The organism is Actinoplanes flavus (genome assembly GCF_017592555.1).
Lineage (GTDB): Bacteria > Actinomycetota > Actinomycetes > Mycobacteriales > Micromonosporaceae > Actinoplanes > Actinoplanes flavus.
In genome coordinates, this window is sequence record NZ_JAGFNS010000028.1 from 76,334 (window position 1) to 90,985 (window position 14,652).

19 protein-coding genes are annotated in these 14,652 nt (G+C 72.5%); 7 read left to right on the forward strand and 12 right to left on the reverse strand.

Features of this window, described 5'->3' with window-relative positions:
* Positions 1–2: 2 nt before the first annotated feature.
* Entirely contained in the window at positions 3–443 is a 441-nt protein-coding gene (locus J5X75_RS33395; protein WP_208471607.1) for a MarR family winged helix-turn-helix transcriptional regulator, read from the reverse strand.
* A 73-nt stretch (positions 444–516) separates the two neighbouring features.
* Between J5X75_RS33395 and J5X75_RS33400 the strand changes: the two genes are divergently transcribed.
* Together J5X75_RS33400 and J5X75_RS33405 are read left to right on the forward strand one after the other, a co-directional pair.
* Complete coding sequence (locus tag J5X75_RS33400) at positions 517–978, forward strand: GNAT family N-acetyltransferase (protein ID WP_238490427.1); 462 nt, start codon at positions 517–519, stop codon at positions 976–978.
* A complete protein-coding gene (locus tag J5X75_RS33405) occupies positions 975–1,490 on the forward strand; it encodes a GNAT family N-acetyltransferase (protein ID WP_208471608.1) in 516 nt (171 codons plus the stop codon). The genes J5X75_RS33400 and J5X75_RS33405 overlap by 4 nt, the downstream gene beginning before the upstream one ends.
* Here J5X75_RS33405 and J5X75_RS46460 read toward each other — a convergent pair.
* From J5X75_RS46460 to J5X75_RS33425, 4 genes are all read right to left on the reverse strand, one after another.
* A complete protein-coding gene (locus J5X75_RS46460; RefSeq protein ID WP_208471609.1) occupies positions 1,468–2,082 on the reverse strand; it encodes a Clp protease N-terminal domain-containing protein in 615 nt (204 codons plus the stop codon). The genes J5X75_RS33405 and J5X75_RS46460 overlap by 23 nt on opposite strands.
* Position 2,083: 1 nt before the next feature.
* A complete protein-coding gene (locus tag J5X75_RS33415) occupies positions 2,084–2,320 on the reverse strand; it encodes a helix-turn-helix domain-containing protein (RefSeq protein ID WP_183215434.1) in 237 nt (78 codons plus the stop codon).
* 225 nt (positions 2,321–2,545) lie between these two features.
* On the reverse strand, positions 2,546–3,262 hold the full coding sequence (locus tag J5X75_RS33420; protein WP_307798423.1) for a VOC family protein: 717 nt from the start codon (positions 3,260–3,262) through the stop codon (positions 2,546–2,548).
* Positions 3,263–3,652: 390 nt separating this feature from the next.
* Positions 3,653–5,812: an ATP-binding SpoIIE family protein phosphatase gene (locus J5X75_RS33425; protein WP_208471611.1), complete on the reverse strand. Its 2,160-nt coding sequence runs from the start codon at positions 5,810–5,812 to the stop codon at positions 3,653–3,655.
* 189 nt (positions 5,813–6,001) lie between these two features.
* Here J5X75_RS33425 and J5X75_RS33430 point away from each other — a divergent pair, with 189 nt between their 5' ends.
* Both J5X75_RS33430 and J5X75_RS33435 read left to right on the forward strand, forming a co-directional pair.
* The gene (locus J5X75_RS33430) at positions 6,002–6,544 is read left to right on the forward strand and encodes a hypothetical protein (protein WP_208471612.1); all 543 of its coding nucleotides are present in this window, start codon (positions 6,002–6,004) and stop codon (positions 6,542–6,544) included.
* Between the two features lie 108 nt (positions 6,545–6,652).
* The gene (locus J5X75_RS33435) at positions 6,653–8,269 is read left to right on the forward strand and encodes a mechanosensitive ion channel family protein (RefSeq protein WP_208471613.1); all 1,617 of its coding nucleotides are present in this window, start codon (positions 6,653–6,655) and stop codon (positions 8,267–8,269) included.
* Positions 8,270–8,393: 124 nt separating this feature from the next.
* Here the strand turns inward: J5X75_RS33435 and J5X75_RS33440 are convergent, their stop codons facing one another.
* Positions 8,394–8,753: a DUF6401 family natural product biosynthesis protein gene (locus tag J5X75_RS33440; protein ID WP_208471614.1), complete on the reverse strand. Its 360-nt coding sequence runs from the start codon at positions 8,751–8,753 to the stop codon at positions 8,394–8,396.
* A gap of 118 nt (positions 8,754–8,871) precedes the next feature.
* Here J5X75_RS33440 and J5X75_RS33445 point away from each other — a divergent pair, with 118 nt between their 5' ends.
* Positions 8,872–9,327, forward strand: a complete 456-nt coding sequence (locus J5X75_RS33445) for a hypothetical protein (RefSeq protein ID WP_307798424.1) — start codon at positions 8,872–8,874, stop codon at positions 9,325–9,327.
* Here the strand turns inward: J5X75_RS33445 and J5X75_RS33450 are convergent.
* Entirely contained in the window at positions 9,315–9,524 is a 210-nt protein-coding gene (locus J5X75_RS33450) for a hypothetical protein (RefSeq protein WP_208471615.1), read from the reverse strand. The two genes, J5X75_RS33445 and J5X75_RS33450, sit on opposite strands and share 13 nt — an antisense overlap.
* Positions 9,525–9,621: 97 nt before the next feature.
* Here J5X75_RS33450 and J5X75_RS33455 point away from each other — a divergent pair, with 97 nt between their 5' ends.
* On the forward strand, positions 9,622–10,404 hold the full coding sequence (locus J5X75_RS33455) for a hypothetical protein (RefSeq protein ID WP_208471616.1): 783 nt from the start codon (positions 9,622–9,624) through the stop codon (positions 10,402–10,404).
* On the opposite strand, the gene J5X75_RS33460 is transcribed toward J5X75_RS33455, so the two are convergent.
* From J5X75_RS33460 to J5X75_RS33475, 4 genes are all read right to left on the reverse strand, one after another.
* Entirely contained in the window at positions 10,398–10,586 is a 189-nt protein-coding gene (locus J5X75_RS33460) for a hypothetical protein (protein WP_208471617.1), read from the reverse strand. The two genes, J5X75_RS33455 and J5X75_RS33460, sit on opposite strands and share 7 nt — an antisense overlap.
* A 71-nt stretch (positions 10,587–10,657) precedes the next feature.
* Positions 10,658–11,122, reverse strand: coding sequence for an SRPBCC family protein (locus J5X75_RS33465; protein WP_208471618.1), 465 nt, complete (start codon positions 11,120–11,122; stop codon positions 10,658–10,660).
* Complete coding sequence (locus tag J5X75_RS33470) at positions 11,119–11,514, reverse strand: DUF2795 domain-containing protein (RefSeq protein ID WP_208471619.1); 396 nt, start codon at positions 11,512–11,514, stop codon at positions 11,119–11,121. Before J5X75_RS33470 ends, J5X75_RS33465 begins: the two co-directional genes overlap by 4 nt.
* A gap of 3 nt (positions 11,515–11,517) precedes the next feature.
* Positions 11,518–12,465 carry a YihY/virulence factor BrkB family protein gene (locus tag J5X75_RS33475; protein ID WP_307798425.1) on the reverse strand — a complete coding sequence of 316 codons (948 nt, stop codon included), beginning with the start codon at positions 12,463–12,465 and terminating at the stop codon, positions 11,518–11,520.
* Positions 12,466–12,574: 109 nt separating this feature from the next.
* Between J5X75_RS33475 and J5X75_RS33480 the strand changes: the two genes are divergently transcribed.
* Positions 12,575–14,146, forward strand: coding sequence for a phytoene desaturase family protein (locus J5X75_RS33480; RefSeq protein ID WP_208471620.1), 1,572 nt, complete (start codon positions 12,575–12,577; stop codon positions 14,144–14,146).
* On the opposite strand, the gene J5X75_RS33485 is transcribed toward J5X75_RS33480, so the two are convergent.
* Positions 14,137–14,565, reverse strand: coding sequence for an SRPBCC family protein (locus J5X75_RS33485; RefSeq protein WP_307798426.1), 429 nt, complete (start codon positions 14,563–14,565; stop codon positions 14,137–14,139). The genes J5X75_RS33480 and J5X75_RS33485 overlap by 10 nt on opposite strands.
* Positions 14,566–14,652 lie beyond the last annotated feature (87 nt).

A 14,652-nucleotide genomic window follows, 5' to 3' on the forward strand; every position in this document is an offset into this window, starting at 1 on the left:
GCTCAGACCTCTCTGATCTTGGCGAAGACGCGGCCGATCACGGCCAGCTCCTCGTCGTCCAGGTGATCGATGAAGCTCTTGCGGACGGTCTCCAGGTGGGCCGGGGCGGCCTCGCGCAGCGCGGTCAGGCCCTCGTCGGTGAGCACGGCCTCCTGGCCGCGGCCGTCGTCGGGACAGCTCTCCTTGCGCACCAGGCCCCGCTTGATCATGGAGCTGATCTGGTACGTGATCCGGCTCGGCGACAGCACCAGGCGGCTGGCCAGCTCGCCCATCCGGATCCGGCGGCCGGGGGCGTCGGCCAGGGCGACCAGGACGTGGTAGTCGTTCATGCTCAGGCCGGTGGCGGCGCGCAACTCGTCCTCGAGGCGGGTGTGCAGGGCCCACGAGCTCTCGATGAAGGTGCGCCAGTGCGCCAGCTGGGTCGCGGTCAACGGTTCGGCCATGCGCTGAACCGTACTCCTTCAAATCTGAAACTTCAAATCTGAAAGACCAGGACCCGATTAGGGTACGGACGTGATGACTCGCCAAGCCACCCCCGACGACGCCGACGAACTGGTCCTGCTGCGGGCCGTCCTGTTGCGGACCATGGACCGCGGCGACTGGAACGACGACTGGCGGGCACCCGCCCGGAAAACCCTGGTCAGTCGCCTGGGTGCGGCCGAGCCGACACTGGCCGCCTTCGTCGTCGAGCGGCCGGAGGGCGGCGGACTCGCGGCCTGCGCCGTGGGCACGATCGAGGAACGGCTCGGCCACCCGCACAACCCGGACGGCCGCGTCGGATACGTGTTCAACGTCGCCACCCACCCGGACATGCGACGGCGCGGCTACTCCCGGGCGTGCGTGGAGGCACTGCTGCGGTGGTACCGCGACCGGGGCATCCACTCCGTGCACCTGATGGCGTCGCCGGACGGCGAGCCCCTCTACACCTCGCTGGGCTTCACCCGCGCGTCCGATCCGGCGATGCGGGCGCGGCTGTGACCGGTCTGCGGACCGCCCGCCTTCGGCTGCGGCCTTTCGAGCCCGGGGACGTCACGGCCGTCCACGCCTACGCCGGGGACCCGGAAGTGGTCCGGTTCATGCATTGGGGACCGAACCGGCCGGCCGAGACGGCGACCTTCGTCGCGGAGTCGGTGGACCCGCCCGCGGGCGTGCACCCGTTCGCCGTCGAGCGCGACGGAGAACTGATCGGGGCCGTCGAACTGCGGACCACCTCGGCCGCCCACCGGCGCGGCGAGTTCGGCTACGTCCTGGCCCGGCACGCCTGGGGCCGGGGTTACGCCACCGAGGCGGCCGCCGCCGTGCTCGCCTACGCCTTCGACCTCGGCCTGCACCGGGTCGCCGCCACGTGCGACCCGGCCAACGTGGCCTCCCGTCGCGTCCTGGAGAAGATCGGCCTGCGGTACGAGGGCCACCTCCACGACTACCTGCACATCCGGGGCGAGTGGCGGGACCGCCTGCTCTTCGCCGCTACCCGGCCGCGGGCGACTTGAGCGCGTCGGTGAGGGCGGTCCGGAGCTCGCCGAAGTCGACGTCGAACTCGGTCAGGATCAGCATGGCCAGGCCCTGACCCTCGCGGAGCAGGCCGAGCATGATGTGCTCCGGCGCGATGAAGTTGTGCTTCAGCCGGATGGCCTCGCGCAACGACAGCTCCAGCACCTTCTTGTTGCGCGGCGAGAACGGCTTGTGCCCGGTCGTCACCGAGGAGAACCGCCCGAAGATCCCCCTCTTCTTCGGGGCCGGCCGGGGCAGGCGCAGCGCACCGGCCCCGAAGTTCTCCTCGATGGCGGCGCGGACCGCCTCCAGGTCGATGCCGATCGCCTTCAGGGCGGCGGCGTCCTCGGCGTCCCGGTCGGCGATGGCGGTGGCCTCGCTCCGGTCGCCGACGTGCCTGATGATCGCCGCCCGGACCGAGGCCTGGTCGACCCCGGCGGCACGCAACGCCACGCGGGCCGTGTCGTTCTCCCCGGCGAGCAGGCTCAGCAGGGTGTGCTCGGTGCCGATCGTCTCGTGGCCCAGCTCGCGGGCCTGCTCCTGGGCGCCGACGACCACGGCGCGGGCGTCCTTGGTGAATCGCTCGAACATCTCAGCCCTCCCGTGGATCCGGCATCGGCATCAGCTTGGCGTGCTTCTTGTGCACGCCCTGGCGGGTCACCTCTAGCGCGTCGGCGATCTCCTGCCAGGACCAGCCCTTGGCGCGGGCATTCGCCACCTGGAGGCGCTCCAGGCCCTCCAGGAGGCGGCGCAGCGCCACCACCGCGCGCAGCCCGGCCCGTGGGTCGGCGCTGCTCGCGGCGGCGGCGAGGTCGGTTGCCTCAGTCATGCCGTCAACCTACGTTGACACAACATTCCTGTCAACCGAGGTTGACGCGGTCGGGTTCGGGAACGCGGGGGGGGGCGGGCCCCCCGGGCCGGCCCCCCCCCGGGGGGGGGGGGGGGGGGGGGGGGGGGGGGCCCCGCGGGGGGGGGGGGGGGGGTGGGGGCACGGGGGTGCGGCGGCCCCCTCGGGGCCGGCCTCTCCGCGTGGTTCTTCTCGGTCTGGTGTGGGTCAGTCCCAGGCGGGCAGGCTGCCCAGGGAGACGGTCAGCTCGACCGGGTGGTGCACCGGCGCCGCCACCGTGAACCGGGCGCCGAACGGGTCCCGCAGCTCGGCGAAGGCGGTCAGCCCGGCCTCCGACGGCTCGGTGATGACCGCGCCGCCCAGCGTCTCGCACCGATCGGCCGCGACCCGGATGTCCTCCACCTGGAAGGCGGCACGCCACCAGGCGCCGCGGTAACCGGGCGCGAGGCCGGCGACGGCGTCGTGAGCCTGGTTGAGCCACTCGCCCGAGCCGAACTCGTGGCGCAGCAGCCAGCCGAACGCGAAGCCGTAGAACCGGGCCGCGGCGTCCGGGTCGTCAGTGATCAGTTCCGGCCACGACATGGTGCCGGGCTCGCCGCCGGCCTGCGCGCCGGCGAAGTCGTGACCCTGCCAGAGGCCGATGATCGCGCCGGACGGGTCGGCGACGATCGCGCGCCGGCCGCCGTGCGCCTCGGCCGGCGGGCTCACGCAGTACCCGCCGGAGAGGTCGACCTGCTCCAGCGTCTCTTCGAGGTCCGGGGTGCTGAGGTGGGTCAGCCATCCGTCCGGACGGTCGTGCCGGCTCCGGGTGAGGCCGGCGACCGCACGCCCCCCGAGCTTGAACCGATCACCCGCAGACTCCCAGCCGAACAACTCTGCGTAGAACTGTGCCGCGCGTGCGGGGTCCGCACTCGCCAGCTCCACCCAGCAAGGTGTCAAGGGTGCATAACCTCTGATCCGCATGAGCCGCTCCATGGTGGACATCCCCAGTTGCTTCAGCACTCTACGGCACTGATAACGCTTCGTCACCACCAGCCGGTTCATTGTCCGGTTTAGAACAGTATTAAACTACTGTACGTAAGCGCCTGAGTGATCCAGGTGACGCCCGTCCAGGGCTGCCGCCACGCCGTGCAGCAGCGCGGACGCGATGGCGGCCGCTGCGGCCGTCGCCCGGACGAGATCCCCCGGCCGGGGAATCGTCACGAGTCGCTGCATACGCTAGGTAATAAGACGTGGCGCGGCCACGGATACCGAACGTGGCGATCACGCAGTGTTCCACCCCGGTCCGGGAACCGGCCACATCGGACGGTGGGGTCAGGTCCGTGCTTTGCCCGCCAAGAGCATCTCGAACCACACCGTCGATCCGCGCACCGTCGGGTCGGTGCCCCACGAATCGCTCAGCTCCTCGATCAGGCCCAGCCCGCGGCCCCGGCTGGCCAGGGTGTCGGCCCGGGCCCGGATCACACTGCCCCGGGTGCCGGTGTCGGCCACCGACACCAGCAGACGTTCCGCGTTCAGGTCGATGTGCACCTGGGCCGGCGTGCCCGCGTGCAGCAGCGCGTTGGTGGTCAGCTCGCTGGTGCAGAGGATCGCCGCGCCGATCACCTGCTCCGGCACACCCCACTCCCGCAGCCGGGTCGTCATCCACTGACGGACCCGGCTCGGCCCGGTCGGCTCCGCCGCCACCTGCATGGTCGCGGACCGGCTCAGCGCCAGCGCGTGCTCCACGGCGAGCACCGCCACGTCGTCGTCGGTGGTGCCCTCGACAGCCGCGGTGGCCAGCGAGCACATGTTCCTCGGATCACCGCTCGGGGACGCCGCCGCGGCGGCGACCAGCGCGTCCAACCCGTCGTTGAGCGGACGACCGCGCCGCTCCACCACGCCGTCGCTGAACAGCAGGATCGTGTCGCCCGGCTCCAGCCGCAGGGTCCCGGTCTGCCAGCGGCCGCCCAGGCCCAGCGGCGCGCCCGGCGGCACCTTCACCAGCTCGGCCGTGGCCGGCTCGCCACCCTGCCCGGCCCGGCGCAGCACCGGCGGCGGGTGGCCCGCGCTGGCCAGCGTGACCGAACCGTCCGCCGGGTCCAGCACCCCGTAGACGATGGTCACGAAGATCTCCTCGTTGCGCGACTCGGCGCCCAGCGAGCCGACCAGCCGGTCCAGCCCGGCCAGCACGCTCGGCGGCGCCGGGTCGGTCAGCGCCAGCGCCCGCAGTGCCGCCCGGACCTGGCCCATCACCGCGGCCGCCCGCACGTCGTGCCCGGCCACGTCGCCCAGCACCATGGCGAGCCGGCCGTCGGCCAGGTGGAACGCGTCGTAGAAGTCACCGCCGGCCGCGTTGCCGTCGACGCCCACGTCATATCGTGCGGCGATCCGGAACATGTCCAGCTCGGGCAGATGCTCGGGAAGCATGCTGCGCTGCAACAACTGCGCGGTCCCGTGTTGCGCCTCGAAACGGCGGGCGCGCTCCGCCGCCTGTGCCACCAGCTCGGCCGCGGCCTTCAACAGCGCCCGCTCGGCGGGCAGCCAGACATGCGCCCGGCGGAAACCGACGGTCAGCGCGCCACGCAGCGACGGCGTCCGCAGGGGGAGGGCGGCCAGCGCGCGGACCCGCCGCTCGTGGCGATCGGTCGCCACCGCGTTCAGCGGCTCGCCGTCGGCCACGAACGTCGCCCGGCCGCTCTCCGCCGCCGCCACCGCCGGGGCCGCCGGGTCGGCGCTCACGCGCCGCCACACCGGCGGGAGCCGCTCGTCCGCCTCGTCCAGCATCTCGCCGCGGATCCGGCGGACATATCGGTACGCCAGGCCGTCGTCCACCGCCAGCACGCAGTGGTCCAGGTCGAAGGAATCCATCGCGTACGCCAGGACGACGCGTGTCACGTCGTCGATGGTGAGCGCCCCGGCCAGCCGGGCGGTCAGCTCACCCAGACTCTGCAACCGGTGGATGACGTGCGTGGTCTCGGCCGCCACGGTCAGCACCCCGGCCACCGCGCCCCGCGACGAGCGGATCACCGAATGGCCCCGGGTGTAGAAGGCCGGCTCGGTGTGGCCCGGAGCGAACTGCACCTGGCTCTCCGGCTCCAGGATGGCCCGCCCGGTGCGGTGCACCTGCTGGATCACGTCGCCCAGGCCGGGCTGATCCCAGGCCGGGCCGAACGCCCGCGCCGCCGGAAGGCCCAGCGCCGCGGGGTGGAGGGCGTCGAGGACCTCGGCATACGCGTCGTTGTAGAGGACCAGGAAGTCGTCGCCGACGGTCAGCAGCATCGGCACCGGGGAGGCGAGCATCAGCTCGACCGCGGCGCGGACCGCCGGATCCCAGCGGGTGATCGGGCCCAGCGACGTGCCGGACCAGTCGAAGGCGTGCACCAGCGTCGCGCAGCCCAGGCCGGTGTGCTGTGTGCCGGCCGCCTGCGCGGGCAGTGTGGTGATCGGAGACGGGTGGAGACCCCCCGACCCGTACCCTCCCGAGCCGACCATGCGGAAAGCCTATCCCGACTGGTCCGTTTGTACGATGCCCCACCGGCCGTCCGTCCGGTTATTGACCGTTCTCCGGTATCGTCCGCGAACAGTGCCGACGGCGTCCCACGCTCGGCGTCACCTACCGTCACCAGGTCATCGGCGATTTGATCTTGGTCAACGGAACGGTCGTTCACCTATAGTCGCCGCGTGATCGAGCCACCCCGCGGTGTGATGCGCGACATCGCCGACCAGCAGCAGACGGATCCCGCGAACGATCACACCGGTCACACCTACCCCGACCTCATGGGCCAGCGGTACGACGCCCTCGCGGCGTGGTCCGAGTCGGCGGAGACGATGACGATGGCCGCGGTCCGGGCGGAACCGTCCCCGGCGTACGCCCCCGGGCTGGAAACGGGCCGTGGGCCCTCGCGCCGGGCGCGCGTCGCCGTGCTGGCCACCGCCGGCGTCGCGGTGCTGGCCGCCGCCGCGACCGTGACGACCTGGGGCGGAGATGAGCCGGAGGAGCCCGTCGCTCCGGTCGCCGCCCCGAAGCCGGTCGAGTCCGCGGTCGCGACGGTGACCGTCACCAGCGGCGCCGTCACCGCCGGCCAGTCCGGGAGCACCGTCACCTTCCGGCCCTCCGGGTCCACGGTGCCCGCCTCCGGCTCGATCTCGTTCAGCTTCGCGCTGGCGCCCGTGCCCACCGAGCCGCCCACCGGCTGCGCCCTCGACGGGCGACCCTGCTCCTGACTCTGCGTGTCCGCTCGGGTACCGATTGTCGGAGGCGCGTGGTATCCCGGAGTCCTACGGTTCGTCGAGGACCCATCGCGGCCTCGGCGACGCTTGTCAGGAGGACGGATGGCCGGTGACGGGCTGACTCGTGGCCTCAGCGAGATGTGGCGGTCGGTGGTGCTGTACCTGCCGTCGGTCGTGGTGTTCCTGGTGATCCTGGTCATCGGCTATCTGCTGGCCCGGCTCGCGCGGACGGTCACCGCCAAGACGTTGCGGCGGGCCGGATTCGACCGGGCCGTCCAGCGCGGTCCCGCCGGCCGGCTGCTGCGGCCCGGGGCGCCCAGCGCCACCGACGTCTGCGCGCGGCTCGCCTTCTTCGTGGTGCTGCTGTTCGCCCTGCAACTCGCGTTCGGCGTCTTCGGTCCCAACCCGGCCAGCGACCTGATCAACGCCTTGCTCGGCTGGCTGCCACAGGTGTTCGTCGGGATCGTCATCGTGGTGGTCACCGCCGCGATCGCCGGCGCCGCCCACGACCTGATCCTGGCCGTGCTCGGCGGGCTCGGCTACGCCCGGGTGCTCGCCAAGGCGGTGGCCGCGGTGATCGTCACGCTCGGTGTGATCGCCGGCCTCGACCAGGTCGGGATCGCCACCTCGGTCACCCGTCCGCTGCTGGTCACCATCCTCGCCACGGTCGCCGGGGTGATCATCGTGGGGGTCGGCGGCGGGCTGATCCGGCCGATGCAGCAGCGGTGGGAGGGTTGGCTCGACCGGGCGGCGGCGGAATCGGCGGCGATCCGGGAGCAGGCCCGCGCCTACGCCGAGGAACGCGCCCGCCAGTCCGCCGCGAAGCCGTCCACCAGTGAAGAGCCGCCACCTCCGGCCGCGCCTTCTCCCGAGGCCTCACCCGGTCCCGAGGCGCCGGCCGCTCCGCTCGTCGTCGCGGACGATCGTTCGTCGCCGCCCGCCGCCGACCACACCCGGCCGGCCGAGGTCCGAGCCGATACCGACGCGCGAGGCGGTCCCCGCGAGCCGTGGAAGCCCGCCGAGGAATTGCGTGACGGCCACTTTCCGGCACCGGCTCACGGAAACGCGGATGCCTCGGGGCAGGCGTATTCCAGTGGTGGCGGCGTGGCCCGGTCCGCGGATCCGGGCCATGGCAGCGGGAACCGGGATCTTCCGGACGACGCCGAGGAACTGGCCTGGGAAGCCCGATGGGCCGAGGAGGAGCGGCGGAGCCGCGAGCAGGACGGTGACGAGACGCAGGTGATCATCGCTTCGCCGGCCGGCTCCAGCGACGGCGAACGCACCACCGACCTGCATCCCGAAGAACGCACCACCGACCTGTACGCCGACGAGCGCACCACCGACCTGCACGCCGACGAGCCCACCACGGCCCTGGACACGGTGCTCCTGTCCAGCGACGGGGCGGAGACCACGCTCCTCACCCCCGGCGTCCGCCCGGCGCGGTCTCCGGCCCCGGCCGACAATTCCGGCTCGGAGCCCACCACGGTCCTGACCGCCGGTCCCTCCACGGATGAGGTGACGGTGATCCGGAGCCCGGGCACCGAGTCCGGCTTGCAGATAGTCGACGACTCGGGGGAGGAGCGGACCCAGGTGGTGCCGCTCCCGCCGTCCCGGAGCGAGCCGGAGCGACAGCCGGGTGAAGGGGGAGCCGACCGGGCGTCGCCGGCCGTCGCCACGACGCCCTCCCACGACGATGCCGCCGACCCGGACCGCACCTGATGACGGAGGGCCGGCACCGGAAGTCCGGCGCCGGCCCTCAGGGTCGGGTTTCACATGATGGACGGGGTGAGCCCGACCGAGGGACCCGAGCGCCGTCAGGCCGCCCGGGTCGGGTCGTGCGGCGTCAGGCGGTCCGGCCGGGCAGGGTCTGCGCCAGCGTGCAGACCGCGAGGAGGCGGCGGAGGACCCAGTCGTTCTCGGTCCAGTCGATGGCGCCGTCGGGGGCGAGCCAGCCGTGCTGGTAGGCGGCGTCGCGGACACCCTCGGCGTAGGCGGCGAGCAGGATCGCGGTGAGCGGGCGGTTGTCGGCGTCGAGGCTGTCCCGCACCCCGGCGGCGTGCTGGTCGATCACCGACATCAGGCCGGGGCTCTCCTGGGCCGCGGCGAGACCGCTGACCCCGACCGAGGCGTTGAGCTCGGCGAGCGAGGCGAGGGCGGAGCGCTGAGCAGCGCGGGCGGCGGCGTTGCTGAACAGGCCATTCATGAGACGAAACGTTAGGTAGCCCCGGGTGACCGACGGTTCGCTGCGAGTTGCGGGCAGGTTGAAGTTGAAACCGTGGGGAACTTGGCGGTACGTCGGCGCGCGGCGTGAGGGGGCAGCGGTGGGAACGCGAATCGGGGGCGACGGCCCGGACGAACGGCATCAGCGGCCGGAGGGTCTCGACGACGTGACCGTCGCGGCGCTCGGGAAGCTCAGTGAGGCGCTGGAGACGGTGGAGCGGGTGCGCGGCCACCTGTACTCGGCGCACCAGCTGACCGGTACGGCGGACTTCGCCCTGGACGCGGCGGTCTCACTGTTCATGCAGGCCGGGCACACCGAGATGGCGGAGCGGATCCAGCGGGAGCTGATCGGCCGCAACGTCATCCCGGGGCACTGGACGTTCCAGATCGTCGAGGAGTTCGACGACGGCTACTACGCCGAGTTCCGTGAGGTGGAACGCCAGGCCCGGGAGCGGTTCGCCGGTGGGCGGCGGCACCTCCACGAGGCGGAGCTGAAGGAGCGGCGGCGAACGCGGGGCAGGACCGGGCACGAGGCCCGGCCCGACTACTCAGGGTAGTTGGCCGGCTCGGGGCGGCGGCGCTGGGCGTCGTCCGCGATGATCACGGTGGCCACCAGCGCGGCCACCACGACGGCGAAGAACCAGGAAGCGTCGTCGATCAGCTTCGCGGCCAGGGGCGCCTGGAAAGCGGCGAGCAGAAAGCCCAGCCAGGCGAAGCGCCGCTGACGTTCGGAGAGGAATCCGGGAGATCGCACTCGGACAGTCTGGCTCGAAATGGACGCATCGCCGTCACCCGTTCGGCCGATTATGCGTTGTCCGATGGTGCCCACCGTCTTGCGTCTTCGTCGCTCAATGGTCGTGGTCGCGGGTCTGATCGCGCTGGTCGGCGGGGGTTTGGCCGCCCTTCGTGAGGCGCCCGCCCCGGCGCCCGCGCCCGCTCGGCGGGTGGCGCCACGGCCGGGCGAAGCCCGGGTGGAGGTCGGGCCACTGCATCAGCGCACGGGAGCGCTTCTCACTCTGGGTGACGCCGCAAGCCGGGTACGGGTACGCTTCGCCGATCTCCCGGGTCTCCTCTACCGGATCAGCACCGCCCCGGACTCCGGTGTCGCCCCGCGGGTGGTCCGGCGCGGCGGCCGGGTGGCGGTGACGCTGGAGGCCACCGGCCGGGACGGGCCGGACGAGGTGCGGATCGTGCTGAACCGGGACGTCCGATGGGACATCCGCCTGGCCGGGGGTGCCGGCGAGCAGCATCTGAACCTGCGCGACGGCCGGGTGGAGCGGGTCTACCTGGGTTCCGCCGGGCTGACCGAGGTGTGGCTGCCGGAGCCGGTCGGCACCGTCCCGGTCGTGCTGGCCGGCGGGTCGGGGACGGCGATGCTGTCGGCGGGTGGCGGCGCGCCGTTCCGGGTGCGGTTCGACGAGGGCGCCGGGTCGGTGCGGACGCCGTGGACCGCGAACGACGGCACCCCGGCCGGAACCGTGCTGCGGGAGCCGGGTTTCCGCCGGTCCCGGGACCGCTACGCGATCCGGGCGGCCGGCGACGTGGGCACGCTGGTGGTCCGCCGGGACGGGGCCCCGGCGGCGCGGTCGGACGAGGCGGTGCGCTCACGGCGTACCGGGAATGGTTTTCAATGAGGTCCGGTGCGGCCGGTCGTGCTCGGACGCTGATCGGGTGAGGCCGGCTCCTGGCCGGTGTCGTTGTCGCTCGGGTCGTTCTGGCCGTCGGTGTCCCAGGTGGCCATCGCCCGGTTGAGTTCCTCGAGCGGAAGCCGCTCCTCGTCGCGCCACACGCCGTCGTCATCGCGGGAATCGGTCATACCGCACGGTTACCCGAAGCCGGGAACGGGAAACGGCCGCCCGGGGGCGGCCGTTCCGAGAGGAGGGGAGATCACATGCCGGGCCGGTCGACCTGGCCGCGCCAGGCGCCGGTCTCGATGCCGCCGCGGCTCTCGATGAAATCCTTGAAGCGGTGCAGATCGCCCTTGATCTTCCGGTCGATCATGCCGAGCTTGTCACCGGCGGTCTCGAGGAGGCCCTGCGGGTCGAAGTCCATCTGAACGGTGACCCGGGTGTGGGTGTCGTCGATGCGGTGAAAGGTGACCACACCGGCCTGCTTCTCACCGTCGGTGGCGTGCCAGGCGACCCGCTCGTCCGGCAGCTGCTCGGTGATCTCGGCGTCGAACTCCCGCTTGACGCCGGCGATCTCGGTCTTCCAGTGGGTGTGGGTGTCGTCGAGCTGACGGATCTCCGTGACCCCCTCCATGAAGCGGGGGAATTCCTCGAACTGTGTCCACTGGTTGTAGGCACTACGAACCGGGACGTTGACGTCAACGAACTCGGTGACCGTGCTCACGCGTTTCTCCCTTCGCTAGCTTCCCAAGCCTGTGCGGCGTTCTCGAAGATCTGTCCGTCGGGCAGTGCCGCCAGCCGCCGCATCACGTCGTCCGGGGCTTCCAGCGTGCGCGCCGAACTCTCCAGCGCGGCACGGTTCCCGGGGAATGCGGACAGGCCGATGTAGCTGCCGAACCGGCTGAACGCCTCACCCTCGACGCTGCCGATCCCGGCCGGGACGCCCCGGCCGTAACCACCGGGCGCGAACGTCACCTCGGGCTGATCCTCACCGGCCGGCTCGGGTGTCTTCCATTCCTCCGCACGCCCTCCGGCCGTCCCCCGGACGTTGCCCCGGGTCTCCTGAGCCATCCTCTCGTCGAGGAGGGCGCCGTGCTTCGTGTTTCCCCGTTCCATGATTCAAGGGGTGCCCGGGGTGTCCGGGGCTAAACGCGGAGCCAGCGGGGTTTCCGGATGCCGGTCGCCGGCCTGGCGCAGCCGCCCGCGCTGCACCTCGGCGTTGACCTCGACACCGAGCAGCAGGGCCAGGTTGGACAGGTAGATCCAGATGAGGAACGCCATCACCGCGCCGAGGCTGCCGTAGGTGCGGTTGTAGGAGCCGAAGTTGGACACGTACAGGCCGAAGCCGAACGACGTGGCGGCCCACACCGCGAGGGCCGCCACCCCGCCGAGGGTGAGCCAGCGGAACCGGGGCTGCCGGACGTTCGGGGCGATCCAGAACAGCAGCGACAACAGCATGATCGCGATCCCCACCAGCATCGGCCAGCGGCCCACCGACCAGACCCGGCGGACGGTCTCACCGGCGCCCAGGGCGTCGCCGACCGCGTCGACCAGCGGGCCGCTGATCACCATCCCGGTGCCGGCCACCGCGAGCAGGACCAGCGCCACGGCCGCCAGGAGCAGCTGGAGCAGGTGCAGGGTCCACCAGCGGCGGCCCTCCCGGACGCTGTAGATGCGGTTGGAGGCGCGGGTGAAGATGGCGACATACCCGCCGGCGGACCAGATCGCCAGCGCCAGACCGAAGCCGAGCAGCACCTTCGCCGATTCCTGCCGGACCAGCAGCGCGTCGACGACGGCGAGCAGGCTGTCGTTGGCGACGACCGAGCCGAGCCCGATGTCACGCAGGATGCCGATCAGCGCCGGCACGGCGGTGGCCCCGTCGGTGACCAGGTTGATCAGCGCCACGACCACGACCAGGGAGGGGAGCAGCGCGGTGACCGCCTGGAAGGTGAGGGCCGCCGCGTAGTCGGTGCAGTCGTCGTCGATGAAACCGGTGATGCTGCGCCACAACACGCCCCGCCAGGTTCGCCAGCTCAGCTGCCGGATCTTCGCCGGCACCGCCCCCACGGCCACGACTGTTCCCCCACCCGGGATCTAGGAACGCAGACGGCGACAACCCATGCCAGCCGATACCCAAGCCCCGTTTACGGTAAACCCCACCGGGTAGCGTCTGCGCGTGGACACCGTGGACGCCATCGTCATCGGGGCCGGGCACAACGGGCTGGTCGCCGCCAATCTGCTCGCCGACGCCGGCTGGTCGGTCCGGGTCCTGGAGGCCACCCCGCACCCGGGCGGCGCGGTCCGCTCCGGGCACGTGACCGCCCCCGGCTACCTGTCCGACCTGTTCAGCTCCTTCTACCCGCTGGGCTACGCGTCACCGGTGATGAAGTCGCTGGACCTGGACCTGCGCTGGACACACGCGCCGGACGTGTTCACCCATCTGCTGCCGGACGGCCGGGCCGCCACGGTGAGCCGGGATCTGGACCGGACGACGGCGTCGATGGAGGCGTTCGCACCCGGGGACGGGGACCGCTGGCGTACCGCGTACCGGGAATGGCGGGATGTCTCGGACCGGATGATGGACACCCTGTTCACCCCGTTCCCGCCGGTCCGGCACGGCCTCGGCCTGGCCCGGCAGCTGCGGGTGGGCGGTTCCCTGCGGCTGGCCCGGCGGCTGGTCCTGTCGGTGCGCGAGCTGGCCGCCGAGCTCTTCGAGGGTGAGGGCGCGGCCCTGGCCCTGGCCGGCTGCGCCCTGCACACCGACCTGTCCCCGGAGGAGGCCGGCGGCGGCGTCTACGGCTGGCTGCTGGCCATGCTGGCGCAGCAGGTCGGCTGGCCGGTTCCGGTCGGCGGGGCTGGCGAGATCACCTCGGCCCTGATCCGCAGGATGAACGGGGAGGTCGTCTACCGGGCGCCGGTCACCCGGGTGCTGGTGGCCCGCGGCCGCGCGATGGGCGTGCGCACCGCGGACGGCCGGGACTGGCGGGCCCGGCGCGCGGTGATCGCCGACGTGCCCGCTCCGGCGCTGTTCCTGGACATGGTCGGCGAGCGCTGGCTGCCGCCGCGGATGACCGAGGATCTGGCGCACTTCCGCTGGGACGGCGCCACCGTGAAGGTCGACTGGGCGGTGCGCTCGAAGATGCCGTGGGCGAACCCGGCGGCCGCCGGCTCCGGCACGGTGCACCTGGGCGCCGACCTGAACGGCCTGACCCGGTACGCCTCCCGCCTCGCCTCCGACCAGCTGCCGGAGCACCCGTTCCTGCTGCTCGGGCAGACCACCACGGCCGATCCCAGCCGGTCGCCGGAGGGCACCGAGTCGGTGTGGGCGTACACCCATCTGCCGCACCGGCCGTCCTGGACGGCCGACGAGATCGCCGGGCACGTGGAGCGGATCGAGTCGGTCGTCGAGGAGCACGCGCCCGGTTTCCGGCGCGCGGTGGTGGGCCGCAACGTGTTCGGCCCGGCCGACCTGGAGCGGGAGAACCCGTCCCTGGTCGGCGGGGCGCTCGGCGGCGGCACGGCGGCCGCCTTCCAGCAGCTGTTCCTGCGCCCGGTGCCCGGCCTGGGCCGTCCGGACACCCCGGTGGACCGGCTGTTCCTGGGCAGCGCGTCGGCACATCCGGGCGGCGGGGTGCACGGCGCGCCGGGTGCGAACGCGGCGCGCGCCGCTCTGGCCCGTGACCGGATGCTGACCGGGGCCGCCTACCGGGCCGCGATCGACGGCGCGCACCGGGTGATCTACGCCTGACGTTCGGCGATGTCGGCGAGCCGGCGCAACGTCTCCACGTTGCGCCGGTGCAGCAGCAGGTCGTTGAGCTTGTTGCGCACCCACCGCAGCGGGCCCTCGGTGAAGTCCTCCTCGATCACGACCCGGGTGGCGCCGCCGTCGACCGGGTCGAGGCGGATGTCCACCTCGGCGGCGCCCAGCGGCCACAGCCCGGCGCTCAGCTTCAGCTCCTTGCCGGGAGTGCAGGCGAGCACCGTCGACGAGTCGTGCAACGACAGCGGCCACGGGCCCGCCTTGTGGTGGAGTCTCGTGCCGGGGGCGGGCCAGGCCGCCTCCACATCGCGGATGTGTACGGTCCCCACCACCCAGTCGCTGTAGCTCCAGCCGTCGGCGAGCACGGCGAAGACGCGGTCCGGTGGGGCCTGAACGGTTCGTGCCACGGTTGCCACGGGATCCGGCTTACCCTGCGGTGGTGGCCTGTAACGGATGGTCATGTTTACCGTTCAGGCCCTCGGGCATTGGCTCCG